Here is a 26,695-nt window from a genome sequence, read left to right as displayed (position 1 = left end):
AAACGAAATGTTCTCGCTTCGCTCGATGTCGTTAATTATTTCCACTGTTTTTATCAAACCACCATTGAATATAGGCTACTTTAGTCATCAGGTTTGATGGGCGAGCGGTAATACCATGTGAGGCATTAGGAATACGCACCATCGCTGTATCAACACCTTGTAGCTTTAAGGCTTGGTAAAATTGTTCGGTTTCAGAAATTGGGGTGCGATAGTCTGATTCACCGGTTAACAGCATGGTTGGTGTTTTAACATTGCCAACATAGCTTATTGGTGAGCGCTTCATGTAATGCTCAATGTTGTCCCATGGCTTACCAGGGAACCAATAATCAGCAAAGAAAGGGTAGAAGTCAGCAGTTAGTACAAAACTGATCCAATTGATGACAGGTTTAGCAACTACCGCTGCTGCAAAGCGGTCTGTATGGCCCACAATCCATGCTGTTAAAACACCACCGCCTGAACCGCCGGTAACAAACAATTTGCTCTCATCAATAAAGCCCTTATTGATGACAGCATCAACACCTGTCATCAAGTCATCAAAGTCATTACTTGGGTAGTTATGATGAATTGTTTGCGCAAATTCTTTACCGTATGAATCACTGCCGCGTGGGTTCATATAAAGCACAACGTTACCTTTGGCTGCATATAATTGCACTTCAGGGCTAAAATGAGGGCCATAGTTTGCAACAGGACCACCGTGGATTTCTAAAATAAGTGGGTACTTTTTGCTTTTATCAAAACCTGGTGGGTAAGCAACCCAACCTTGAATAGCCAAGCCATCGTGGCTTGACTTAACCCAAATTTCTTCAACCTTAGCGAGTTCTTTGTCGCCCAGCGCATCTTCGTTTAATTGCGTTAAACGCGCTGTTTTACCGCGCTTAATTAGTGCTACATCAGCTGGGCGTTGGGTATCTGCAAGTGTGAATGCAACTTCACCATCTTCGCTCACGTCAAAGTCACCACCCGAATACGGACGGCCAAAGGCGACACTACCAATCTCTGAGGTAATCACTTTATGTTTACCACTACGAGGTTGGTAAGCTAGGTGTGTTTTACCTTCGCTATCGTAGCTAAAATAAAGACCTCTGCCACTATCATCCCATTTTATGCTTTCGACGCTACGGTCTAAATCAGCAGTGAGCACTGAGGTTTTACCTGAATTTAAATCAAGTAAATAAATGTCGTTATTTTCATAGTTAGTCTTTTTGTCGTCATAGCCTGTGTATGCAAGGTAACGACCATTTGGTGAGACTTTAGGGCGTGAATCTGGGCCTTTACGGTTTGTTATTTGGGTAATTGAACGATCCGCTAAACTAAGTTTATAGATTTCAGATTCAGTTGGGTGTAGTTCGTTGTTTTCATAACGATTAGCCGAAAAATAGAACGCATCGCCTTGCTCGTTAAAGCTGATTGCTCCGCCGTGATCAAAATCACCTGAGCTTAATTGACGTGCATTGCCGCCAGTTGCACTGATGATAAAAAAGTGACGATAGCCTTTTTCAGAGTAGCCACCGCCATCGGCACGGTAATAAGTATCGTCAATATATTTAGCTGGCTCTGCCCACTTAGCGCCCTCAGGCTTACCCGGTAATGACACAGGGCTTGCTGATTTTGCTGGTACAAACTGGCTAAACACCAATTGCTTGCCATCTGGTGTCCAAGTTAATCCACCAGGGCTTTGCGTTAGGTTACTAATTTTCGCTACGTTACCGGTTTTTAACCATTTTACATAGATTTGGCTGCTACCATCACGGGTAGAAATAAACGCTAAGCGAGTTTCATCCGGTGACAGCACCGGAGAGTAATCCATATGCACGCCAGACGTTAGCGGTAGCATGGTTTTACCATCTGGGTTTACTGACCAAATATTGCTGACTTTACGGTCGCTTTTGATATCCATGCGATTACGCACAAAGTAAATTGTATCGCCATTTTTTGTCATTTCTATTTGGTTGGCGTATTCAAGATCAAAAACATTTTCGAGGTCAAAGGTATTGCTAGCTTCTGCGTGGCTGTAAAAGCTAGCTGCTGCAAGCAGTGCTAAAGATGTTTTAAACTTCATTTTATTTCCTTGTTAGTGAGCAGAGATTAGGGCGTGTTGACCTGTTATAAAGTAACAACCATAAGAAATATAGTCCATTGCGATGAATGAAGAAATCAATAGACAGATGGTCATTTCCCTTTTATGTTGAGTAAAGACACTTTTAAATGTAAGGAGCACACAATGATAGGTTACATCATGTTAGGCACTAACAACCTAGCTAAAGCAGTAAAGTATTACGATGAATTGTTCGCCACTCTAAACGCCGAGCGCTTCTTAGAAACTGATCGCTTTGTCGCATGGAGTACAGGTCAAGATAAGCCCGGTTTTGCGGTTACTAAACCCCATAATGATGAAAAAGCCACAGTTGGTAACGGTACTATGATCGCTCTGGCAGTCGAAACTCCAGCCCAAGTAGATGCCTTTTATAAAAAAGCCATAGAACTAGGTGGCACTGACGAAGGCGCTCCCGGCCCACGTGAAATGCCGGGCTTTTATGCGGGATACTTTAGAGACCTAGACGGTAACAAACTTAATGTGTTTTGTTTTACGCATGGGTGAGGGGAGTTAGCAAGGGGAAAGTTAGAACCCTCGCGCGAAATAAATTTCACGTTTACAAGAAAACCGTGGGATTACCTTAAGCAGAGAATCAGGAGGCTTTTGTTCGGCGCTAAAGCACCTCCTATCTCGCTTCTCGCCTATCTTTCACACACCTCGAAGCTCATTTCTAGTACTTTAAAACAAGCATTATCACCATATTGTGTTTATTTTAGGGAAAAGTTGTCTTTTTCACTATTTATTGGTGAAAATATCAACTATGCTTTTGCTTTAATCTCTCATTGTATTGATTTATATGAAGTTATATTGTTGGTTCGATAATTGCTCCAGACTTTTTACCAACACTTTTAAAGGAAATAAAAATGAAAAATACACTAACGCTTACCCTTCTTGCTGTACTGCTTTTGGTTCTGTATTCACAGTTCACAGAATTAGCCTATAAATTTGGTTTTGCTGAGCTTAAACTTAATGCGGTTTTGGAAAACAGTGAACATATGAAAGTAAAGTGTGATGTATACTCACTTGGCTATTTCGATGAAATAAAACTTCAAAATAAATTTCAAAAATGCATCAATGATTATGAAGCTGAAGGCTACGAAATCGTTAGCAGAACAGACCAATAATCGTTTCTTGTAGGCGCCATGCTTGCATGGCGCGCCGCTGCATCGCCGAACAGCCGGCACTTCGCGCGAAATAAATTTCACGCCTACAAAAACTGATGGCTGACGGCTGAAAGCTGGCAGCGAGATTTCCTACCAACTTCCGCTTATTTTCATTACACTGCTCCTATACAATATAATTATAAAAAATGAGAATGATCATGACGTCGAAACTGCTTAAATCTCTTTGCTGTGTATTTGCACTAAGCCTTGTGGGCTGTGGTGGAGGTGAGGTTTTTACTGCCTCTGCTAGTAGTGAATTTGCGCATGGCAATGAGCTATTAAGTGCCACGGCGCTTAGTGAAGATGCTAGTCACGCGTTAGTGGCAACCCAATCTGAGGTGTGCGTTTGGGATAATCAGTTAAAAGCGCGTCTATACGATTGTATAACAGGGCAGGGCGCTGAACATGTTGAGCTTGCGGGCTTTAGCGCCAACAAATCTCGTTTTTTCATTTCAAACCGGTTATCAGTGACTTTATACGATACTCGCACCGGGCGTAGTATTGGCACTTGGCTCACTGGGCAAGAAATCGCCAGAGACATCGCTATTTCAGCTGTAGGCGATACTTTGGTTATAGCCTATCGTAGCGGTAAGGCTGAGGTGATAAATACCCGCACAGGTGATACTAAGCGTTTTGATATTCATCGCTTAGATATTAATAGCGTGGCGTTATCGGCTGATGGTCAGTGGGCGTTTACTGGCTCGAGCGACAAATACGTAAAGCTTTGGTCAACGAGCGATGGCAGCACTCGCTTTGAAGAGCGTTTAGCTACTAGAGTAAATCACGTTACTTTAAATGATACAGCGAGCTTGGCCTTTGCAATTGATTCGGTTGATGATCGAGTATTTTTTGATTTAGCCAATAAAAAAGAACTATCAGAAGTGGCCTCATACGCTAATTTTATTGAGTTCACCGCATCGCAATTTATTAATCAAGATAAATGGCTATTAACGGGTTCGCCAAAAAAGAAGATGCGTTTATATCGCGTTGCAGATGGTGAACTAATCGCTGAATACGAAGCTAAACAACAGCGCCAGCGTACGTCAGTACTGAGTGTGGCATACGATGGTAACCTGCTATATTCAGAAACCAGTGACGGCCTACTGCAAGCTTGGCCATTTGATATAATAAGCAATTAAATAATAGCTAAAAAAAACGCCTACTTTAAGTAGGCGTTTTTTTAAAGTGCGATTAAATTAGTAATCAAACTTATGCTTGGTAAACAGGCTTTGCACTTGTTGCCAAATTGCACCTGGTTTGCCATCGCCAACTAACTTGCCATTTACTTTTACGACTGGGCCAACTTCTTTAGTGGCGCTGGTAATCCATACCTCGTCGGCATCAAGTAACTCTTCTTTACTAATAATGCGCTCTTGCACTTTAAAATCACTGTAACTGTGAAGAATATTGAGGATTAACCAGCGGGTGATCCCCGGTAAAATTTGGTTATCAAGTGGTGGCGTGCTGATCACACCATCTTTTACGATAAACACATTACTTGAACTGGCTTCGGTAATTTCTTCTAAACGATTAAATAGAATGGTTTCTTTATTACCCGCTGCTGCACCGTGTTGGTAATGGATCACGTTGCCAAGCAGTGCCGTTGATTTTATATGGCAACGTTGCCAGCGACGATCTTGCTCAAGTGATACGGTGTAAGTTGTTGCGCTATCGATGTCGCTTTTTGGCTCTGCCGGAATTTCAAAAGCAAACGCAAATACGGTCGGAGTAATATTGCTTGGGTAGCCGTGGGCACGTTTTGTATCAGCGCCGCGGCTCACATGCAAATAAATCCCTAGGTTGTCACCTTGGTTTTTTTCGCATAAATCATTACAGATTTTACGCCACGTATCGGCATTGTAATCGAGCTTAATTTCAAGCTCGTTTAAACCGTTATTCATACGCTCAATATGTGCGCCAAAGCCTAGCATTTTGCCTTGGTATGATGGGATCACTTCATAAATGCCATCGCCAAATAAGAAGCCGCGATCCATTGGTGAAATCTTTGCTTCATCAGCGCCAAGGTATTCACCATTTAGGTATACCGTGCCCATTGTTAAACCTCATTCTCTGTCGTAAAGCCGCCAAGTTGGCGAAGCCGAGTTATTAATTGTTGACCATGCATTGCATGCAGGCCGTCTTCGGTGAGCTCGTTTTTATGGGTGACACCATCGACACTACCGCGCTCACTTAGATAATGTAAAATATTGAGTGGCTCAATTTCAGCCAGCAAATCGGTGTTATGCCAGCGACTTAAAAAGGCTATCAGCCCGTACGCCGCCCAGTTAGATACATCGGCGAGTAAAAGCTCATCGCAAGGAGTTAAACAAGGAGTAATGTTTAGCGCTTGCATGTGCTGTGCAAGGTTACCCATGCCTATTTCGTTACCGCCATCACCAATCGCTATGGTGGGGCAACGTGCTTCTGTTACAAAAAAATCAAAGCAGCCGCAATGCTCAGAAATATCAATACCGCGCATATTGTAATAACGCTGATGCTGATTCAGCCCCGGGCGTTCTATTGATAAAACACAATCAGGTTTCAGCTGTGCAAGGGCTTTAATGCTAAAAGTGTGGGCATTATCAATGCTATTAATTGGCAGCTCAAAGCAGTTGAAGTCTTTTTTAAGGGCACTGTAAAGGGGGTTGCCAGTAACCAAAAGGGGCTGTTTACCAAGTTTTTTGAGTACTTTGTAAAGTGCAATCGCTCCAACTGGGCCGTCGGTTTCGAAGGTATTGTTGACTGCAAAGCCTGTACCAATCAATACAGTACCTTGTGCTTGATGAAGGTATTTCGCTGCGCGTAAATACGTACCCGTTAGTTGTTTTGCATATAAATGCTGCATACCACGCGGGTTTTGTTCAACCATCATGGTTTCAATTTGTTGGCTGAGCGCAGCGTCGCTTATGCTTGCTGACATAGTGCTTTGATCTCTTGAATGAGCGCAATACCCGCTTCATTATCGCCGTGCACACACAGGCTATCGGCATCAAGCGCAAGCTGCTGACCGCTTCGCGTTGTGACTGTGCCATGTTCAACTAACTGTCTAACCTGCGCCATTAGCGCTGGTTTATCGTGTACACTGCCAGCTAAAGAGCGCGTGACTAGTTTACCTTCGTCTGTGTATTGACGGTCGGCAAACGCCTCTAGAATGAGTTCTAGTTGAAGATTTTTTGCTTGTACTTTGTGTTCGGCTGCTTGGTTGGTGGCTAAAATCATTAATTTTAGTGGCTTTGCATAACTAGCCACAGCACGCATAACGATATTCAAGGTTTGCTCGTCACTCATCATATCGTTATATAAGGCGCCATGTGGTTTTACGTATTCGAGCGTTAAGCCATGTACCGCAGCCATACCATCAATTGCAGCAATTTGATAATGCAGGCAATTGGTAAGCTCTTTTTCACTCATAGCCATAGAACGGCGACCAAAGCCTTGCTTATCTGGGTAACTTGGGTGTGCGCCAATCATTACCTTGTGTTGCTTGGCAAGGGCTAGGGTGTTTGCCATCACATCGGCATCGCCAGCATGAAAACCACAAGCAATGTTTGCCATATCAATATGTGGCATAACTTGCTCGTCTAAGCCCATTTTCCACATCCCATAGCTTTCGCCAAGGTCGCAATTAAGTTTCATCGTCATTTATAACGCTGCCATTTTACTATTTGGAATATCAGTGATCAGCATGTGTCCTGGGCTATGCGTGATACAAAAATCAGGTGCTGCGTTGGCAATCGCAACTTGTGGAGTAACACCACAGGCCCAAAACACCGGTACTTCACCTGCTTTGATGGTAACCGCATCGCCAAATTCAGGCTTGTTAATATCTTTTATGCCAATTGCTACAGGGTCACCAAAATGCACTGGCGCACCATGTACACTTGGAAAACGGCTGCAAATTTGGATTGCCCGAATAGCATCTGCAGGTTTCATTGGGCGCATGCTAACGACCATATTGGCGTGGAAAATCCCCGCACTCTGGCAGGCCATATTGGTCACATACATAGGCACATTTTTTTGCTCGCTGATATTTCTGATCTCAAGACCCGCGGCAATAAGCGCTTCTTCAAACGAGAACGAGCAACCAATTAGAAAGGTGACTAAATCATCGCGCCAATGGCTTGTAATATCAGTTACTTCTTCAACCATTTGGCCATTTTTAAAGATGCGGTAACGAGGGAAGTCGCTACGAATATCTATATCTTCACCAACGGTTGGCATATCGGTAACGCCCGGTAAACGGCTAGTAGCAATAATCGGGCAAGCTTTCGGGTTTGCTTGGCTAAACTGCAAAAAATCAAACGCATATTGTTTAGGTAAAATCACTAAATTTGCTTGCACAAAACCCGGTGCAAAACCCGATGTATTTCCACTGTAGTCACCCTCACGTACCATTTTACGAATAGCCGCAGGAGTGGTTAAAGATGCATTTTTTTGCATGTGACTCTCCTTGAAGTTAACACTTGCCCATAGTTGCTACAATAACACTCAGTTCAGGTCATTAATAGTAACGGGCAGCTGCCCTTTAGCAGGGGCCTTCCCTAGTAAAACTTTTGCTAGCGCTGTGAATGCAGGACCAGCAATCTTTTCATCTGTATCTACATCTATATTGTAAGCATATGTGGCAAGTACAGCATCACCAAATTTTCCAAATTGAGCAATATCGTAAGGGGCACGTAAGCTTACAAATACGGTCTTCTTATGGGCTAATTTTGCTTGTTTTAGCAATGATTCTAATGCCGCAGATTGATCTGCTTTAGCAATTGCAAACTCTGGGTTATCAGCCAAATCGTCCATTCCACCTACTTCAACAGCACTTTGTTTTGGTGACGCATTTGCGGCAATGATTATATCGGCTTCGTTAATTTCTTTTAACGTGGCAAGCTTCTCATAGCCTTGCAAACTAGTGCAGCTAAAGCTGATTAACTTATCAGTGTTATCAACTAACGCCTGCTGTAGGGCATAGCACTTGCGGGTATCTGGCATAATAATATGCACTTTGCTGCCTGATTTAATGTCGAGTGGTAGGGTATTTTTTTCGTTTTTAACTTCGGTGATAGCGGCTAATGCTAATTCGGCTTCTACTTTTCTGTGACCTTGATCACCAAGTAAAAGCTGCGCTTTTTTGATAGCTGCTTCGTCGTCAAGTGAAGAGGTGAGTTTAAACTTCTCTTTAAGTCTTAAAATACGCGTTGCTGAAGCACTCATTTCGTCAGCATTTAAAGTGCCACGCTGTACTTCTTGCTCTAATCTGTCAATTAGGGCTTCAAGTACCGCCAAGTCTTTAGGGCTTCTTATTTCAATTGGCATAAGCGCAATATCAACACCCGCTGCAAAGGTATTTATCACTGCTTCAATTGGTTCAAAGAAGTGGCTAATCCCTGCCATATCAAGTGCATCGGTGATCACAACACCTTGATAACCGAGTTCATCACGCAATAAGTCGGTGATGATTTTGCGCGACATTGTTGCAGGTTTGATCATGGTTTTGCCTTCTTTACTGACAAACGTAGTGTCATCGAGGGCTGGATATTGGATATGTGCAGTCATGATCATACCCGGCTGTTGATTCTTAATAATTTCTTTAAATGGTGGTAGGTCTTGCTGCCAAATGGTTTCTTTATCATGCATTACCTTTGGCAAGCCTGTGTGGCTATCTACGTTAGTATCGCCATGCCCCGGAAAGTGCTTTAACGATGAAATAACGCCGTTATTTTCGAACCCTGCGACTTGTGCACCACCTAGTTTCGCAACCAGTTGCGGGTCTTCACCGTAAGAACGTACGTTAATAACAGGGTTATCTGGGTTCATGTTTACATCGACCGTGGGTGCATAGTTAACATTAACACCCAGTGCTAAAAGCTCGTCGGCGATAATGCGCGCAGACTCAGTCGCGAAGTATGTGCCATGTTCTTTGTAGGTTGCGCCAATCGACATATTACCTGTGAATGAAGTGCCTACATCACGAGGAATTCGGGCTACTCGGCCACCTTCTTGATCTATCGAAATAAACAGCGGTAAGCCTAACTCAGACTTAGCAGCAGCTTTTTGTAGATCATTATTAAGTTTGATCACCTGTGGCACGGTATCGATATTTTCAGCAAATAAAATCACACCACCAATGTTATGTTTAGTGATGATATTGGCTAAATCGGCTGGCAGCTGAGTGACCGGTGTACGGCATTTTTGCTCGCCAGGGTCTTGCTCACAGTAATAGCGCAGGTCGAGCATGAGCTTTTGCCCTAACTGTTGTTTTAAAGTTAATGCAGACTCAGCAAATGATGATTGTAATGGCATGAAACATCCTAATCCGATAACCAGTGACGATAGTGCAAACTTATTTAACACAGCAAGCTCCAAAGCAAAACGCTTATTTAGTTTTTAGAATAAATTATTCTTGATGTTAATGGGTTTTTAAATATAAATACAGTCTTTTTTTGCTACCCTAGCGGTTTTTCTGCATGACTGCAAAAAGCTAAGTTAGATCACCAAATAGGGCTGATATGCTTAAATAACCAAACCTTTATGCTGATGAAAATGCTTGAAGATGATAATTTATCAATTTAATGGGTCGCTTTTTAGTACAATTTAAAGTAATAATATATTCCATAATCATCAGCGTAACTATGACAAGCCTGGGGGCGAGATGGCTTTAACAAGATTGCACGCATTCAAACAGCAAATTGCACCTTTTTTACCAGAGTCTGCATTAATAGAAGATTACTCGCGCCGTTATGCGTATGGAACAGATGCAAGCTTTTATCGATTAATTCCTGAGTTAATTGTATTAGTTAGCAATCAAAATCAAGCACGACAAGTGATCATTGCTGCAAACGAGCAACAAATACCTATCACATTTCGAGCTGCAGGGACGAGTTTATCTGGGCAAGCAATTACAGATTCGGTATTGGTTTTATTGTGCGATAGTTGGAGCAAGTTTGAGATTATTGATGATGCCGATGCAATACGCTTACAACCGGCGATCATCGGCGCTAGAGTGAATCAAGTATTAGCCCCGTTTGGTAAAAAAATTGGCCCTGATCCCGCTTCAATTAATAGTTGCAAAATAGCGGGGATGGCGGCAAATAATTCATCGGGTATGTGTTGTGGGGTGGCGCAAAACAGCTACCATACAGTAAAAGATATGACCCTAATTTTTGCCGATGGCACTGTGCTTAATACGGCTGATAACCAAAGCTGTAACGCCTTTTTGCAAAGCCATAGTAGCTGGGTTGATGAGCTAATGAACCTTGTTGATAGCGTAAAGCAGAACCCAGATTTGAGTGAACGCATCGCCCATAAATATCGTTTAAAAAATACCACAGGTTATGGCTTAAATGCGTTACTGGATTTTTCTGATCCAATCGAAATCATTAAACATTTAATTATTGGCTCTGAGGGTACGTTAGCTTTTATCGCAGATATTACCTACCACACAGTGGTCGAGCATAAGTATAAACACACAGGTTTTTTTATCTTTGACGATATCAGTAAGGTTTGTGAGCTGGTACAAAGACTGAGTGAACTTGATGTTGCTGCGGTTGAGCTACTTGATAAACGTGCCCTGATGTCGGTGTCTGAACATGCCATAATGCCAAAAGAAGTGACCAACTATCCAGAGCAATCAGCGGCACTTTTAATTGAGTTAAGAGCTGAAAATGCAGAGGCTCTTGATGCACTTACTAAGATCACCGAGCAACTTCTTGCTCAGTTTAAGCAAAGCCAGCTGGCAGCGATTGAGTTTTCTGCTGACAGTGCTCGTAATGCAGCACTTTGGAATATCCGCAAAGGAACGTTTCCTGCGGTTGGCGCGGTGCGTGAAACTGGCACTACAGTGATTATTGAAGATGTCGCCTTTGCTCTTGATAAATTAGCTGAGGGCGTAAATGCGCTGCATCAATTATTTATTAAATATGGCTATGACGAAGCCATTATTTTTGGTCATGCACTGGCCGGAAACCTGCATTTTGTATTTACTCAAGCCTTCGACACACACGAGCAAGTAAGCCGTTACGAGCAATTTATGGCTGATGTGGCGAACTTAGTGGCAGTTGAACTAAAAGGGTCATTAAAAGCAGAGCATGGCACAGGTCGTAACATGGCTCCGTTTGTTGCCACCGAATGGGGAGATGATGGCTTCTCGGTGATGGTTGCGCTTAAAGCATTATTCGATAAGCAGAATATTCTCAACCCTGGGGTTATTATTAATCACGACAAAAATGCTCACACTCAGCATTTAAAAGTCATGCCAAAAAGTGATGATATTATTGACACCTGTATTGAGTGTGGCTTTTGCGAAGTGGTTTGCCCATCAAAAGGGCTTACCTTAACACCTAGGCAGCGTATTACTTTATGGCGGCACCGCACCGAATTACACAATCAATTGCTAACAACCGATGATTTAGCGAGTAAGCAGAAGTTAAATCAAAAGCTCAGTGTTATCGAGGCCGACTTTAAATACCTTGGTATTGATTCGTGCGCAGCAACCGGTCTTTGCGGACTTAAATGCCCAGTGGGGATAAACACGGGCGAATTTATAAAATCACTCAGAGCAGAGAAAGCCTCATCAAACAAGGTAGCGCGGTCATTATCACGCTTTGCCAGCAAGCATTTTGCGGTTGTCGCCTCTGGTGCTCGGTTTGGCTTATCCGTCATGCAGGTGCTAGAAAAAGCAATTGGCAGCAGTAACTTAAGAAACCTGAGTAAACCTGCTAATAAGTTGCTTGGTACACCGCTATATTATTCGGCATGGCCAAGGGCCGAGCAGCCAATTAATAGAAAACGTCAACAACCCCAACAAGCGAAAAAGTTAGTTTATATGCCAAGCTGCGCAAGCCGGGTTTTTGCGGCCGATAAACTTGCCGATGATAAGCGTCCACTGCTTGATGTAATCTTTTCATTAGCTGCAAAAGCAGGCTATGAAGTGGTGATACCTAAACAAGCTGATTCACTATGCTGCGGTATGCCATTTGCTAGTAAAGGTTTTAATCAAGAGTCTAAAAATAAAAGTGAGCAATTACTTACTAAGCTCGAGGCGCTTTCAAATAATGGCCTGTATCCAATCGTTTTTGATGCCAGCCCCTGTGCGCTCACCACCCTTAATGCTGCGCAAAATACTGCACTCAAAATTTACGAAAGTGCCGACTTTGCAGCTCAGTACTTACTGCCTAATTTGCAAGTAACGCCTGTGAATGAGCCTGTGATGCTCCATGTTACCTGTAGCTCAAAGCGATTAGGTAAAGAGCAAAGCCTAGTATCACTTGCCAAGGCATGTAGTAATGAGGTAATTATTCCAGCCGATATTGAGTGTTGTGGTTTTGCTGGTGATAAGGGTTTTAACTTGCCAGAACTCAATAGCAACGCGCTAAAAACCCTTAAACAACAAGTGCCAAAAAATTGTAGTCGCGGCGTATCTAATAGCCGTAGCTGCGAAATTGGTTTAACTGAGCACAGTGGCATTAGTTATCAGTCAATTTTGTATCTACTCGATAAGCAAAGCCATGCAATACCACAGGCATAATTGCTGAACAGATGAGCCAGTTGCTGACTGGCTCATCTGTTCAAAGACTAAACCTTCCAAAAAATGCCTTTGCGGTAGCAGCTGAACATCACAATATAAGACACTGCTAAAAACAGCAGCGAAAATATAAAAGATGCCAAATAATCATCACTGATCGCTAATTGTATAAGACCATAAACATTGCCTTTTAAACTGCTATCGCCGAGCGGGATCATAATTAATAGCCGTGCAAACACGCCTGCAAACATAAAAAATAATATCGCATTAGCACCAAAAACAATAAATGGAGCACTCCAGCTGCGCAGCTTATAAATATCTAAAATAGTACTGCATAAAGCATAAAAAATCGCAGCAAGCCCTGAGCTGAGTAACACATAGCTAGGAGTCCATAATGCTTTATTGATAGGCGTTATTGGCGAAATAGCATAGCCGGCAATAACGCTTAATATGCCTGCTAAGATTAGTGTACGTGCTTGCTTTTTAAGGTCGAGTTGTTTGGTTAAGTAAACTGCAGTCAAAATGCCGCTGAGCGCACTCGCAATCGCAGGAAGAGTTGAGAACAGCCCTTCAGGATCAAATGGCAGTGGCTTAGCATTGGCATAATACAGGTGATGACTACCAAGTACGGTGTTGTCTATGAAAGCACTTAAGTTATTGCCATGTAACCATAAGCCACTCACTACCTCGCCGTTTGGCAAGGTATACGGGATATAAAGCATGGCGGCGCCATAAAATAATAAAAGAGCGATGCAAGTAATGGCTATTTTTTTCGGCGATAAATAGAGGTAACAACACAGGGCTGCTAAATACACCAAACCGATGCGTTGTAGCACACCCAACACGCGCAGTTGCAATAATTTGTCATCAACCCAGCTAAAAGAAGGGTCTTGAAAATTGTAATAAAACAAGGCTAAAAACCAACCCAGCACAATAAGTTTAATGGTGCGAATAACACCTGCTTTTAATATTTGTTGATCACTTACCCCTTTACCACGCAGGTTATTTACAGATAGCGTAATAGACATGCCGACAATAAAAATAAAAAAGGGAAAAATTAAATCGGTAGGTGTCCAGCCATGCCAGTCTGCATGTTTCAACGGCCAATACATAGCGCTCCAGCTGCCCGGGTTGTTCACTAAGATCATGGCAGTAATAGTCAAGCCCCGCATTACATCTAACGCCATAAGTCGATGTGAAGGGAGTTTATTGATGATTTCAGCACAGTGTTGACGCATAGGAAAACTTTATTGTTATTTTGTTTTTATAGTGTAATAAATTATTACATCAAAGCAAGCTGCTTTTGAACAATATAAATCGCATGTATTAGCCATTCTTTTAACTGTCTTAAGTTTATAGTTTATTAAATTCAACATGTTAAATAACGAAGGTTGCTGGTAAGAGGCTTTGATGCCGTTCATGTTTAACGAGTGCTTGGTAGCTGAAGTTATTAAACAAAGTTACTTTAATTAGAGTAATTGCACTCATTTATTTGCGCTAAATCAAATTATGACAAAAGTTTTATAGAGGTACACAAAACATCTTGCTAGTATAAAGGTATTAGATGTACCCGATATGGACTTTGGGCCCCATATGTGAGAAGTATCGTGCTTAAGAGTCTAAGTAAAGGTTTAAACCTACGTCGCTTAATTTTATTGTTAGCGTTTTCTGCAACGCTTATTACCTTTCTAAATAGTTATTACTCGAGCTACCAAGTTCAAAAGCAACAACTAATAGATAAAACCCTTAATAATCATAAGGCCTATGCCGCTAAGTTGGTGTCGGCGACCGATAACTTTTTACTGGCTGCTCAGCAACAACTTGCTTATGTCGGTAAAATTCTTGAGGATGATTTTAATAATCAAGGGTTAATTAATTCTGAGGTAGACAGGTTAAGACTACAAACCAATAGTTTTAATTCGACAATTATTGTTAATGCACAAGGCGATATTCTAGGTGTTTCGCCCAAGTCACTGAAACTACAAAACCGAAAAGTAGATAGTTTTGGTACTAAGGCAGCTTTGTCGTATCGGATTCCAATGATCAGTGAGCCGTATATTTCGATGGCAGGTAATTTACTGATCTTTATTTCGCAGCCATTATTTGACAAAAATAGCAATTTTATTGGTTATGTTGGCGGCACCCTTTACTTGAAGCGGACCAGTATTTTAAATGAATTGCTGCAAGTTCATTACTATCAAGACGGTTCCTATCTGTATGTGGTTGATGAAAATCATCGCTTACTTTATCACCCTGATAAAAGCCGAATTGGTGAGCAAGTATATGATAACCAAGTAATTGATGAGGTATTAAAAGGTAACTCAGGCACACAGATTGTTACCAACAGCAAAGGCGTTGGAATGCTTGCCGGTTACGCGCCAATGACAGTTGCCTCTTGGGGGGTAGTCACTCAGCGCCCGCTTGAAAACACCCTTGCACCGCTTGATGACTTAATGTGGCAAGTGTTTGTAAAGACAGCCCCAATTGGTTTACTTACATTTGTGTTTATTTGGGTATTAGCACGTTTAATTTCACAGCCATTAAGGCAATTAGCTGAGACTGCAAATACCTTAGATCGCCCTTCAACGTCACTAGAGTTGACACAAATCCGCTCATGGTATTTTGAAAGTAATGAGTTAAGAAAAGCCATGTTAAAAGGAGTGGGGCTACTACAAAGTAAAATAGGTTTATTGCGCCAAGAAGCGCAAACAGACCCATTAACTAACCTGCACAATCGCCGTAGCCTTGATATACAAATTAATCATTTTATAGCTCAGCGTTGTCCTTTTGCTGTGTTGGCTATCGATATCGACCATTTTAAACGAGTGAACGATGAGTTTGGTCATGACATTGGTGATGTGGTACTACAGTCGTTAGCTAAAATTTTGTTAGATGTCACTCGTGATAGTGATGTGGTTGCCCGTACAGGCGGTGAAGAGTTCATTGTGATCATGCCAAGAGTCGAAGCAAAACGAGCGTATCAACTCGCTGAACGTTTGCGTATGCGGGTGTCCGAAAGCTACATTGACCCTGTTGGCTGCATTAATGTATCGATTGGTATTTCAGGCTGGCCAATCGAGCAATTAAACATTGATGAAGTATTTAAACTTGCCGACCAAGCTTTATACCAGGCTAAAAAGACGGGTCGCAACCGATCAGTTGTAGATGCATTATATAGCCAAAATATTACTCCTGTTTCTGAGTCTTTAATCTTGGAATAAGTTATTTAATGTGCAATAGTGAGTGGTATTAAGTTATTTACGAGAAATTAAAATGGCATTCACTATGTTGGCACGTTTAACTATCCCCTCTTCTTTGCTAAGTATAGCGCTTATTAGCACAAGCACTGCTTATGCAAACCCAAGCGATGATAAGCGAAGTGAATTTGTGGATGTAGGTGCTTTACTTCCTAATGCCGTGTTAGATATTCGTTATTTTGGTCATCATAACTTTGTAGGCAAACCTGTTGATGGCTACAACGCGCCTAAATGCTTATTGCATAATAGCGCTGCTGCCGCTCTTAAAAATGTGCAAACAGCAGCTCAAACACAAGGCCTTAATTTAAAAATCTTTGATTGTTACCGCCCACAGCGCGCCGTTGACCACTTTGTGCGTTGGGTTAACGATTTAGAGGATACAGGTACTAAAGCTGAGTTTTATCCAAACTTAGGCAAAGACAAGCTGCTTGGTGATTACATCGCAGCTAAATCGGGCCATAGTCGTGGTTCAACGATTGATTTAACGTTAGTCGATACAAAAGGCAAAGAGCTTGATATGGGCTCACCGTTTGATATGTTCGATACCCTTTCTAATACCGACGATCCGCGTATTAATGCAGAGCAAAAAGCAAATAGGTATAAACTAAAAACCCTTATGACAGATGCCGGGTTCGCCCCATATTCAATGGAGTGGTGGCACTTCACTTATCAACCTCAAGCATACCCAGCCACCTATTTTGACTTTGTGGTGGAGTAGTAAGTTAGCGAGTTACGAGGGGAAAGAGTAAAGTTAGCGAGTTTCGAGGTAGCAGCGATTTTACATCGCGTCCTAGAGCCTAGGGCCTAGAACCTAGCGCATGATGGCGCGGGATAAACCCGCTGCTACAAGTAGGCGTGAAACTTGTTTCGCGCGTCTGACGGCTGATAGCAGAAGGCTGAGAGCTCCTGTCCTACATCACTTCTTTAATCGGTGAATAATCAATTTTAATTTCAACAACATCTACGTTGGCATTTTGTTTAAAAGCGTTTTGTACTTTTAATAAATCAGTGTTTTTATCTGCAATGTATCGATAATTTTTGTTGGTCATTTTTTTCAGTGTGTATTGGCTGCTAAGCTCTATTGGTAAACTGTTTTCTTTTAGAGTTAAATAAATTGCCCCAGTAGCGATGCCGCGCTCTTGCATTGCATGATTAAAGACTTCTGTGCCTTTGACTAAATTAGGCGCATCAAAGGTAATTTTTTCGCCATTATTACTAAAAGCGTTAGTAGATTTTTGTTTGTTGATTTCGACTGCTTTTTTAACATCTTTAACTAAAACTTGTTCTTTTTGTGAACTGGTCGTTGGCTGTTGTGCTGTATTTTGCTCGCTTATTTCATTTTTTTGACAGCCTGATACTAGTACTAATGCTAGTGTAAGTGCTTGTATCTTAATTGTTTGATTCATTATGTTCCTGCTTGTTTGTTACTTTTTTTTACAATTAATTCTGTTTTTTAATTGCCATATTGGGTACATTGGCCTCGGTTATGATTGTTAACCGAAAATAAAAATATAACAATAGGGAACGTAAGGAATGTCTCAATTTAAAGTAACAGCTGTTGCTACCATGGTAACGGCTATCCTGGCATCATCTCAATTACAGGCAAGTGAACAAACTCGCTTCTATAATGCCTCAAGTGTTAGCTCGCAAGTACAATTTAATCCTCAAGTATCTCAGCAACGTGCATTAGCTGAGCGTCGCACAGTATCGGGTCATAAATCTATTTTCGATGCGCAATTAGGTAAAGCCACGTTCCTATGGAATGCAGTAGGTCAAGCTAAGCCAGATATGGCTATGGTGCTTCCTGAGCAACGCAATGCCTATGCCGCAGATTTTTATTTAAATGCCTTAACTGGCGTTAGCACAGCTAAAAAAGGTGTATCAAGCGCTGTATTAACAGATTTATCTGAACAAAAGCTTGGTTCAATCACTGCTAAATACAAGCAAAAAGTACATGACATTGAAGTATTCAACCGTGAATACAACCTGATCATGGACAAAGAGTACAACCTAGTTGCAGGTTCTGGTTACTTCGCTAATACAAGCTCAAACGCAACACAATCATTTGCACCTTTAGCTGACTTTGTAGGCGCTGAGCAAAGTATCAAGCGTGCTATTAAAGAGCTTGCAGATATCAATGTATCGCTAACTAAGTCAACTGAGCAAGGCGACTATGTTAAATACAATGTGTCTAACCAAAATGGTGACAAAGTTGTATTAGGTCAGCCACGTGCTAAGAAAGTATTCTTCGAAGTAGCGGGTGAGTTGCAATCTGCATACTATGTTGAAGTAGAAGTAGCTGACAAAAATAGCCTAGAAAGCGATTACTTCAGTTATGTTATTGGCGCGCAAAACAACAAAGTTTACTTCAAGAAAGACTTAAAAGCTCACGCGGCAGATTTTAACTACCGTGTTTGGGCTGATGAAGATGGTTACCCGTGGGAAGGTCCACACGGTGACGTAATCCCAGCTGATGGCCCTGATCAAGTTGATGAAACAGAAATCCTTGATGCACCACTTGTAAGCTTATCTTATTACAAAAAATTAAGCACGATGGATCCGTGGCTTGCTGATGATGCTACAACAACATCAGGTAACAACGTATTTGCTTATGCTGATGTTATCGCACCTCAAGGTTACACAGAAGGTGACTTCACTGCAGAAACAACATCAGATTACACATTCGATTACCCTTACCGAGTTGATCAAGTAGCAAACAGCTACGACAACCGTAAAGCGGCGATCGTTAACTTGTTCTACATGAACAACTTCTTACACGATTTTTTCTATGATCATGGTTTTGACGAAACATCAAATGTTGCGCAAGTATCTAACTACGGTCGTGGTGGTGTTGAAGGCGATCCAATCGAAGCGCAAGCACAAGATAATAGCGGTTTAAACAACGCGAACATGTCTACGCCTGCTGACGGTGCAAGCCCACGCATGCAAATGTATCTATACAACTCAAAAGACGCAAAAGTAGGCGTTGACTACGGTGTGGTTGTAACATCTGATGCAACGATTGGTCTTCTAGAATCTTCTAAAGTATCTGGCTTTGGTCAAATGCAATTTGCTGATATCGCAGGGGAAGTTGTTCGTCTAGTTGACGGTAATAACGTAGATTCTGGTAGCGTAAACGATGGTTGTGAACCTGCAACAAATGCAGCAGAACTCGCTGGCAAAATTGCGCTTGTAGATCGTGGTTCTTGTAACTTCACAGCAAAAGTACTACACGCACAAGAAGCCGGTGCAATTGGTGCAATCGTTGTAAACAACAACCCAGATACGGATGAGCCAGCGCCAATGGGCGGTGAAGACGATGCAGTTATCATTCCTAACATGGGTCTGAACTATGCTGACGGTCATGCGCTTTACGATGGTATCGCTGCAGGCGAAACTGTCACTGTTAACATGTTCAATAAAGCAACGTTAAAAGACGGTACTTTAGATAACGGTATTATTGCTCACGAATGGGGTCACTATATCAGTAACCGCTTAGTGGGTAACTCATCAGGCCTTATCAACTTCCAGGGCCGCGCGATGGGTGAAGGTTGGGGTGATTTCCACTCTCTAATGTTCATTGCTAAAGCAGGTGACATTAACATCCCTGGTAACGACAAGTTCCAAAAAGCATACGGTAGCGGTACTTTCGTAGAAGACTTCTACTACGGTATTCGTCGTGTTCCATATTCTACCAATATGGAAGTAAACCCATTGTCTTTCCGTCACATTACTGAAAATGCTGGTGATGATGTAGGTATTTCACCAACAAGTGTTGCTTCACCACACGCAGCAGGTGAAATTTGGGCAACTATGCTTTGGGAAAGCTATGTAGCGCTTATCAACGAGCACGGCTTTGAAGATGCTCAAAACCGTATGGCTAACTACTTAGTTGCTGGTTACAAGCTGACTCCTGTTGCACCGTTATACACAGAAGCACGTGATGCTATCTTAGCTGCAGCGTATGCTGTAGACCCAGAAGATTACAAACTAATCTTAGGTGCATTTGCTAAGCGTGGTATGGGCTTAGGAGCTAAAGCACCAGAGCGTTTCAGTGAAGATTTAACAGGTGTTGTTGAATCAGACAAAATGAAACTTGCTAGCTTCACATTTAAAGATGTGGCAATGAATGCAAACTACAACGGTGCTGAGTTAGGTTATTGTTCAAACGATAACGTGCTAGATAAAGGTGAAACAGGTACATTAACTGTTAGCATCATGAACACAGGTAGTGAAGTACTGACTGGCACACAAGCTCAGTTAACGGTTGTAAGTGGCCACGATGTAACTTTCGAAAATGATGGTTTAATCACATTCGACGATACAAACCCATATGCTTCACAAACAAGCGCGCCGATTACTTTCACGTTAAATGATGCTGACACTGCGGATACACTTAAAATCGAAGTGTCATTCCCTGAGCTTTCTGCTGATGACGAAATTGTTGAAGCAGCAAGCGATACAGTATCTTACCTTGTGAATATGGACTTTGAAGATAAAGCACCAGTTAGCTCACAAACGGCAGACGATATGGAAGTAGCAGGTGCATCATTACGTGATTGGAAAGAAAACGTAATGACAGGTGATGACTTAGCTGTTGGCACGCAAAGCATGGCAACCGGCGGTAATGTTAACTTCTTCAACAGCTTTGGCTTCGGTCTTGGCGAGCAAACAATGTACCTAAACAACAATGACTTCCAGTCTGATGTTGCGGTTGAATCAAGAGAGTTTGATATCGGTTTTGCTGGTGACTTTGAAGTTTCATTCTGGCACTTCTACCTAATCGAAAACGAATGGGATGGTGGTGTTGTAGAAATCAGCGTAAACGGCGGTAACTGGGTAGATGTTACTGAGATGGGCGGTACTTTTGATGTAGGTTACGATGGCCCACTAATCGAAAACGACGCGCAAGCACTACAAGATCGCGATACCTTCACAGGTAACAATGTTGATGGTAACGGTGTTTATGGTAACTACGAAACAATTCGTTTCGGTACTGAACTAAACGGTAACCGTGCAAAATTACGTTTCCGTATGTCATCAGACAGCGCAGTACGTGAGTTCGGCTGGTGGATTGATAACGTTACGGTAAGCAACGTGACTTCACCAATCTTCTCAAACGTGATTGCTGGTGATGCATTAGCATGTGATAACGCATTACCATTACTTTCTGTATCGGGTGATGAGTCAGTTTCTGAGTCTGCTTCAGGCACATTAACTGCAACAGCTACAGACCGTAATGATGACGCACTAAGCTACACGTGGACGCAACTCAGCGGTACAACTGCAACATTAACTGGTGCTGATACAGCTACTTTAGGCTTCACGCCAGGCGCTATCTCAAGCGATGACGAGTTGGTATTTGAAGTAACAGTTAATGATGGTACAGACTCTGTATCAGAGCAATTCACTGTTGCTGTAACTAACGAAGCTGAGCCAGTAGAAGAGAAGAAAGTGACTAAATCTAGCAATGGTAGCTTTGGTTTCTTAACACTACTACTTGCACCATTAGCGCTTATCGGCCGTCGCCGTAAACGTAAATAATAACGTTAAATAGTGATAACAAAGCCCTTACAGCATGCTGTAAGGGCTTTTTTGTTTTTAAGTTAGCGAGTTTCGAAATGTGAGGTAGCAGCGATTTTACATCGCGTCCTAGAGCCTAGTACCTAGCACCTCATGACGCGGGATAAACCCGCTGCTACAAGTAGGCGTGAAACTTGTTTCGCGCGTCTGACCGCTGATAGCTGAAGGCTGACCGCTCCTTTTGCTATCGTTGCGGGGTTATCAATACTCGATAACCCCACATTTCTGACTTACAGCTTAGAGCTTAAAGCTCAAGGTAAGCTATTGAACCGTTGCTTTTAGGCCGCGGCGTTTTAATAACGCTGAAGTGTCCGGCTCTTGACCACGGAACGCTTTGAACGATTCCATCAGGTCACGGGAGTTACCGACTTCTAAAATTTCTTTACGGTATTTTTCACCCATTTCGCGAGTTAAACCACCTTGTTCTTGAACATAAGCAAAGGCGTCTGCCGCTAAGATTTCACTCCACATGTAAGCGTAGTAACCCGCTGAGTAACCGCCGCCCATTGAGTGCGAGAAGAAGGCTGACTTATAACGTGGTGGTACAAATGGTACATCAACACCATGTTTAGCAAGCGCTTGTTGCTCAAACTTTTCAATGTCTTGTAATGGAGCATCAGCAGAAAGTGAATGCCATTCCATATCAAGTAGTGCAGCTGCAACGTACTCTAGGGTATCAAAACCTTGGTTAAAGCTACGCGATTGAATTACTTTTTTCAGTAGCTCATCAGGAATTGGCTCGCCGGTTTTATGGTGTTTTGCATAGTTAGCGATAACTTCAGGGTACATTGCCCAATCTTCTTCAAATGTTGATGGGAACTCAACGAAGTCGCGTGATACTGAGGTGCCAGATAGAGTAGGGTACTTCACGTTTGAGAACATGCCGTGTAAGCCATGACCTAGCTCGTGGAAAATCGTTGTTGCTTCATCATAGCTGATAAGCGTAGGTTCGCCATTCGCGCCTTTTTGAATGTTCATAACGTTTACAACAACAGGCTTTTGTTCTTTAAGGCCAGATTGTTTAACGAATGAGCTCATCCATGCACCGCCACGCTTGCCTTCACGAGCGAAGTAGTCAGCAAAGAAAATGGCTAAGCTCTTACCATTTTCATCAAATAACTCATAGGCTTTTACATCTGGGTGATATACCGGAATATCGTTACGTGGTTTAAAGGTGATGCCGTATAAACGGTTCATGGTGAAGAATACGCCGTCTTCTAGAACGCGGTTGAACTCGAAGTATTCTTTCACTGCATTTTCGTCAAGGTTGTATTTATCTTTACGAACTTGCTCTGCGTAGAATAACCAATCCCATGGCTGTAATTTGAATTGCTCGCCTGATTCATCAATCTTAGCTTGAATTGCAGCGGCCTCAGCGTTTACGTTTTGCATTAATGCAGGGATCATGCTCGCAAACATATCAAATACAGCTTGTGGTTTTTTCGCCATTTGTGACTCTAAACCAAAATCAGCCCAGCTGTCGTAACCTAATAGCTTCGCTTTTTGAGCACGTAACTGAGCAAGCTGTGCCACGATCTCACGGTTACTATTTTCGCCCGATAATGCGCGCTCAGCCGATGCACGCCATACTTTTTCACGTAAATCACGGTTTTTCAGTGTTGCCAAAATTGGCTGACGCGTGGTGTTTGTGATTTTAATTAGGTATTGACCTGGGTGGCCTGCTTCTGCTGCGGCATTGGCGAGTTGTTCAATTTGACCTGCTGGTAAGCCTTCAAGCTCTGCTTTGTCATCCACTAAAACAACATTTGTTTTAGTCAGTGCTAATAAGTTTTGTGAGAACTGAGTTGTTAAGCTTGAGTGCTTCGTATTGATATCACGAATTTGTTGTTTTTGCTCTGCACTTAATTTTGCACCTGCACGCACAAAACGTTTGTAGTAAACGTCTAATAAACGTTTTTCTTCAGCAGTTAAGGCAAGGTTGTCAGCTTCGCTGTGAATAGCGGCTACTTTTTCAAAGAGTGCTTTATTTAAGAAAATATTGTCGCTATGAGCAGCTAGTTTTGGCGCTAATTCTTTTTGTAATTCACGACGAGCCGGGTTTGAGTCAGTACCTGCTAGGTTATAAAAAATACTGCGTGTGCGAGTCAGTAGCTCACCACTTTTCTCAAGAGCAACAATGGTGTTAGCGAAATCAGGCTTTGCTGGGTTATTGATGATAGCTTGTACTTCAGCCATTTGCTCAGCCATACCTTTATTAAAAGCAGGCATAAAGTGCTCATCTTTAATCGCACTGAAATCAGGCGTTTCGTATTGTAATACGCTTTTTACAAACAGTGGGTTAGCTTGCTCTGCGGCAGCAGCTGGTGCTGATTGTTCTGATTTAGGCGTTGATGTTGTCGTTTGTGGTTCTGAACAGGCTGTGAGTAACAGCGCTGAACTGATCGCGGTTGCGATTAGGTGTTTCATAGTATTTCTCTTGTCATTTTTAAAATTAAATTGTGTCGATATACCCTTGCACATACGCTTTATAAGCTCTTGATTTGAAAAGCGGTTAAAACGAATTACAAAAATGCACTCATATGGGGTAGGTATCAGCATGTGATCAATGAGCCCAGCATACTGTGTCTTATTACAATTGACCTCATACGTTGCGATAAGGTGATTATTGGCTGCGATAAGCTGTTAAAATTCTCTAAGATCGGAAAGCGGCTTATTACTTAGCAGCTTAAATAGCCCGATAAAATGATCTTTTTGACTCATAACAGTTACCAAATAAAAACTTTATGGTATGTTATATTGTAACATATAAATCTGCAATCAATCTTGCCATGGAGTGCATTTTTTTACGATAAGTTGCAAATGTTGCTGAATAAGCAAGGAGCAGTATGGCTATCATAATCAAACATGCGAGCGTAGTTAATGAAGGACAGCGGAAAACAAACGATATAAAAATAGTCGATAAACGAATTGTTCTAATCGATTCTGATATCACTGCAAAGGCCAATGATCAGGTGATTGATGCAAGCGGCCTGTTGCTATTACCTGGCATGATTGACGATCAAGTTCACTTCAGAGAGCCAGGCCTGACGCATAAAGGCACTATTGCCAGAGAGTCCGCCGCCGCAGTTGCGGGTGGCATTACAAGTTTTATGGAATTGCCCAATGTTTCACCGTCGACCACCACGGCAAAAGCTCTTGCAGATAAATACGCGATAGCAGCTCAGACTAGCGCTGCGAATTATGCGTTTTACTTTGGTGCAACCCCTGACAATCTTGAAGAAATTAAAGCCCTTGATACAAAAAAAGTTTGCGGCGTGAAAGTATTTATGGGGGCATCAACAGGCGATTTACTCGTTGAGCATCCGCATGCACTAGAAGCCATTTTTCGTGAAAGCCCAGTACTTATTGCAACCCATTGCGAGCAAGGCGAGGTTATTCAGCAAAATCAGCGCCGATTAGCAAAACGTTTTGGCGAACTACGTATCGAACATCATCCATTAATTCGTGATGAGTTAGCCTGTTATGCATCATCATCGTATGCGGTATCACTGGCAAAACGTTATGGTTCACAGCTACATGTTTTACACTTAACAACGGCAAAAGAGCTCGAACTATTTAGTAATGCCTCGATAGAGCAAAAGCACATAACCGCAGAAGCATGCGTGCATCATTTATGGTTTAACCAAGACGATTACGCACACTATGGCAATCAAATTAAATGTAATCCCGCCATAAAATCAGAGCAAGACCGCATAGCGCTGCTCGCAGCAGTGCGTGATGGTCGCATTGATATTATTGCCACCGACCATGCACCTCATACTTGGCAAGAAAAACAGCAACAATACAACGCTGCACCAGCAGGGCTTCCGCTCGTCGAGCATGCCTTATTAATGTTACTTGAACAGGTAAAACGCGGTACATTGAGCCTTGAGCAAATCGTTGAAAAAACAGCGCATAACGTGGCAAAGCGATTTGCTATTGAAGGCCGTGGCTTTATACGAGAGGGTTATTTTGCTGATTTAGTACTGGTTGACCCAAATGCAGAAAAGCACGTTGAGCACACAAACACTCATTACTTATGCCAATGGACGCCATTCAATGGCACTACTTTTTCAAACCGAATTACACATACCTTTGTAAATGGGGAGTGTGTCTTTGATGGGCAGTACGTATACCCGCACAAACAGGCTGCTATGGCCTTAACATTTAATCGTTAAAAGAAGTTGATATGCAATTACCCGATATTACCTCGCACTCTAATGTAGATTTTCAGTCGCCTTTAAAATGGGTCGGTATGGAAAAAATAGCATTGCCTTTGAAGCTTGCACAAACTCATGTTGATGTGCACCTTAATGCCAAAGCCGATGTGTTCGTTAGCCTTGATAGCGATGCTAAAGGCATTCATATGTCGCGTCTTTATTTACTACTTAATCAGCTATTGGCTAAACAAAGCTTAACGACTCAGCGTGTTAACGAGTTTATGGAGGCCGTTTTAGCATCACAAAAAGGCTTAAGTAAAGGCGCAAAACTGGTGCTGCATTTTGATTTACCCGAGCTAAAACCAGCATTACTTAGCGACAACGCTGGTTATAATGCTTACCCTGTTATTTTAACGATTACTAAGCAGCAATCGCTGATTATTAACTTAAAAGTAGATATTACCTACAGCAGCACTTGCCCGTGCTCAGCGGCATTGTCGAGGCAGCTTTTGAGCGAGGCGGTTGATAAACAATTTAACGATGCAGCGATTGATAAAGCATCATTCCTTAACTGGCTTGCAAGTGAACAGGGCTCAATTGCAACCCCTCATAGCCAGCGCTCTTATGCGTATGTCGATGTCACTTTTAGTAGTGAAAAGCTACCTGATATTGGCGGCTTTATCACAGTATGTGAGCAAGCTATAGGCACCCCAGTACAAACCGCCGTGAAGCGTGAAGATGAACAAGCATTTGCTGCTCTTAACGCAAAAAATTTACTGTTTTGCGAAGATGCAGCAAGGCGATTAAAGCAGTGCTTCGAAACAATGGATGTAATTACTGATTATCAGTTTAAAGTTGAGCATCAAGAAAGCTTACATGGCCATAATGCAGTGGTTCATGAGTCTAAATATTAGGCTCAT

At 42.2% G+C, this 26,695-nt stretch carries 18 protein-coding genes; 9 read left to right on the top strand and 9 right to left on the bottom strand.

The features are described from left to right. Positions 1-31: 31 nt before the first annotated feature. On the bottom strand, positions 32-2,059 hold the full coding sequence (locus EVU92_RS20550) for a S9 family peptidase (RefSeq protein WP_130053003.1): 2,028 nt from the start codon (positions 2,057-2,059) through the stop codon (positions 32-34). A 162-nt stretch (positions 2,060-2,221) separates the two neighbouring features. Here EVU92_RS20550 and EVU92_RS20545 point away from each other — a divergent pair, with 162 nt between their 5' ends. From EVU92_RS20545 to EVU92_RS20535, 3 genes are all read left to right on the top strand, one after another. Continuing rightward, the gene (locus EVU92_RS20545; RefSeq protein ID WP_130053002.1) at positions 2,222-2,599 is read left to right on the top strand and encodes a VOC family protein; all 378 of its coding nucleotides are present in this window, start codon (positions 2,222-2,224) and stop codon (positions 2,597-2,599) included. A 359-nt stretch (positions 2,600-2,958) separates the two neighbouring features. After that, the gene (locus tag EVU92_RS20540) at positions 2,959-3,219 is read left to right on the top strand and encodes a hypothetical protein (RefSeq protein ID WP_130053001.1); all 261 of its coding nucleotides are present in this window, start codon (positions 2,959-2,961) and stop codon (positions 3,217-3,219) included. A gap of 197 nt (positions 3,220-3,416) precedes the next feature. After that, a complete protein-coding gene (locus EVU92_RS20535; protein ID WP_168990048.1) occupies positions 3,417-4,397 on the top strand; it encodes a hypothetical protein in 981 nt (326 codons plus the stop codon). Positions 4,398-4,454: 57 nt separating this feature from the next. On the opposite strand, the gene EVU92_RS20530 is transcribed toward EVU92_RS20535, so the two are convergent. From EVU92_RS20530 to EVU92_RS20510, 5 genes are read right to left on the bottom strand one after another with little or no spacing between them, the layout of a single operon-like run. Next, positions 4,455-5,312 (bottom strand): aminotransferase class IV, encoded by an 858-nt coding sequence (locus EVU92_RS20530; RefSeq protein WP_130052999.1) that lies wholly within the window; start codon positions 5,310-5,312, stop codon positions 4,455-4,457. Positions 5,313-5,314: 2 nt separating this feature from the next. Continuing rightward, positions 5,315-6,178, bottom strand: coding sequence for a glutamate cyclase domain-containing protein (locus EVU92_RS20525; protein WP_130052998.1), 864 nt, complete (start codon positions 6,176-6,178; stop codon positions 5,315-5,317). Beyond that, entirely contained in the window at positions 6,163-6,894 is a 732-nt protein-coding gene (locus tag EVU92_RS20520) for a 5-oxoprolinase subunit PxpA (protein ID WP_130053044.1), read from the bottom strand. Before EVU92_RS20520 ends, EVU92_RS20525 begins: the two co-directional genes overlap by 16 nt. A gap of 6 nt (positions 6,895-6,900) precedes the next feature. Next, positions 6,901-7,698, bottom strand: coding sequence for a putative hydro-lyase (locus tag EVU92_RS20515; protein ID WP_130052997.1), 798 nt, complete (start codon positions 7,696-7,698; stop codon positions 6,901-6,903). A 48-nt stretch (positions 7,699-7,746) separates the two neighbouring features. Further along, positions 7,747-9,555, bottom strand: a complete 1,809-nt coding sequence (locus EVU92_RS20510) for a glycoside hydrolase family 3 protein (RefSeq protein ID WP_130052996.1) — start codon at positions 9,553-9,555, stop codon at positions 7,747-7,749. 349 nt (positions 9,556-9,904) lie between these two features. Between EVU92_RS20510 and EVU92_RS20505 the strand changes: the two genes are divergently transcribed. After that, positions 9,905-12,778: an FAD-binding and (Fe-S)-binding domain-containing protein gene (locus EVU92_RS20505; RefSeq protein ID WP_130052995.1), complete on the top strand. Its 2,874-nt coding sequence runs from the start codon at positions 9,905-9,907 to the stop codon at positions 12,776-12,778. Positions 12,779-12,825: 47 nt separating this feature from the next. Here EVU92_RS20505 and EVU92_RS20500 read toward each other — a convergent pair whose 3' ends face one another. Continuing rightward, positions 12,826-14,013: a heparan-alpha-glucosaminide N-acetyltransferase domain-containing protein gene (locus tag EVU92_RS20500; RefSeq protein ID WP_130052994.1), complete on the bottom strand. Its 1,188-nt coding sequence runs from the start codon at positions 14,011-14,013 to the stop codon at positions 12,826-12,828. A 369-nt stretch (positions 14,014-14,382) separates the two neighbouring features. Between EVU92_RS20500 and EVU92_RS20495 the strand changes: the two genes are divergently transcribed. Both EVU92_RS20495 and EVU92_RS20490 read left to right on the top strand, forming a co-directional pair. Then, a complete protein-coding gene (locus EVU92_RS20495; protein ID WP_205987953.1) occupies positions 14,383-15,996 on the top strand; it encodes a sensor domain-containing diguanylate cyclase in 1,614 nt (537 codons plus the stop codon). 52 nt (positions 15,997-16,048) lie between these two features. Beyond that, on the top strand, positions 16,049-16,750 hold the full coding sequence (locus tag EVU92_RS20490) for a M15 family metallopeptidase (RefSeq protein WP_130052992.1): 702 nt from the start codon (positions 16,049-16,051) through the stop codon (positions 16,748-16,750). 193 nt (positions 16,751-16,943) lie between these two features. On the opposite strand, the gene EVU92_RS20485 is transcribed toward EVU92_RS20490, so the two are convergent. Further along, complete coding sequence (locus EVU92_RS20485; RefSeq protein ID WP_130052991.1) at positions 16,944-17,438, bottom strand: hypothetical protein; 495 nt, start codon at positions 17,436-17,438, stop codon at positions 16,944-16,946. 127 nt (positions 17,439-17,565) lie between these two features. Between EVU92_RS20485 and EVU92_RS20480 the strand changes: the two genes are divergently transcribed. Continuing rightward, positions 17,566-21,576, top strand: a complete 4,011-nt coding sequence (locus EVU92_RS20480; RefSeq protein WP_130052990.1) for a rhombosortase-dependent M36 family metallopeptidase — start codon at positions 17,566-17,568, stop codon at positions 21,574-21,576. A 300-nt stretch (positions 21,577-21,876) separates the two neighbouring features. Here the strand turns inward: EVU92_RS20480 and EVU92_RS20475 are convergent, their stop codons facing one another. Continuing rightward, positions 21,877-24,042, bottom strand: a complete 2,166-nt coding sequence (locus EVU92_RS20475; RefSeq protein WP_130052989.1) for a M3 family metallopeptidase — start codon at positions 24,040-24,042, stop codon at positions 21,877-21,879. Positions 24,043-24,461: 419 nt separating this feature from the next. Here EVU92_RS20475 and EVU92_RS20470 point away from each other — a divergent pair, with 419 nt between their 5' ends. Both EVU92_RS20470 and folE2 read left to right on the top strand, forming a co-directional pair. After that, complete coding sequence (locus EVU92_RS20470) at positions 24,462-25,793, top strand: dihydroorotase (RefSeq protein ID WP_130052988.1); 1,332 nt, start codon at positions 24,462-24,464, stop codon at positions 25,791-25,793. Between the two features lie 11 nt (positions 25,794-25,804). Further along, on the top strand, positions 25,805-26,689 hold the full coding sequence (folE2, locus tag EVU92_RS20465; RefSeq protein WP_130052987.1) for a GTP cyclohydrolase FolE2: 885 nt from the start codon (positions 25,805-25,807) through the stop codon (positions 26,687-26,689). The last annotated feature ends 6 nt before the right edge of the window (positions 26,690-26,695 follow it).

It is taken from the genome of Pseudoalteromonas sp. MEBiC 03485 (assembly GCF_004195145.1).
Taxonomy (GTDB): Bacteria; Pseudomonadota; Gammaproteobacteria; order Enterobacterales; family Alteromonadaceae; genus Pseudoalteromonas; species Pseudoalteromonas apostichopi.
Note: the sequence above shows the minus strand (reverse complement) of the source record. Positions and strands in the feature narration are given on the sequence as shown.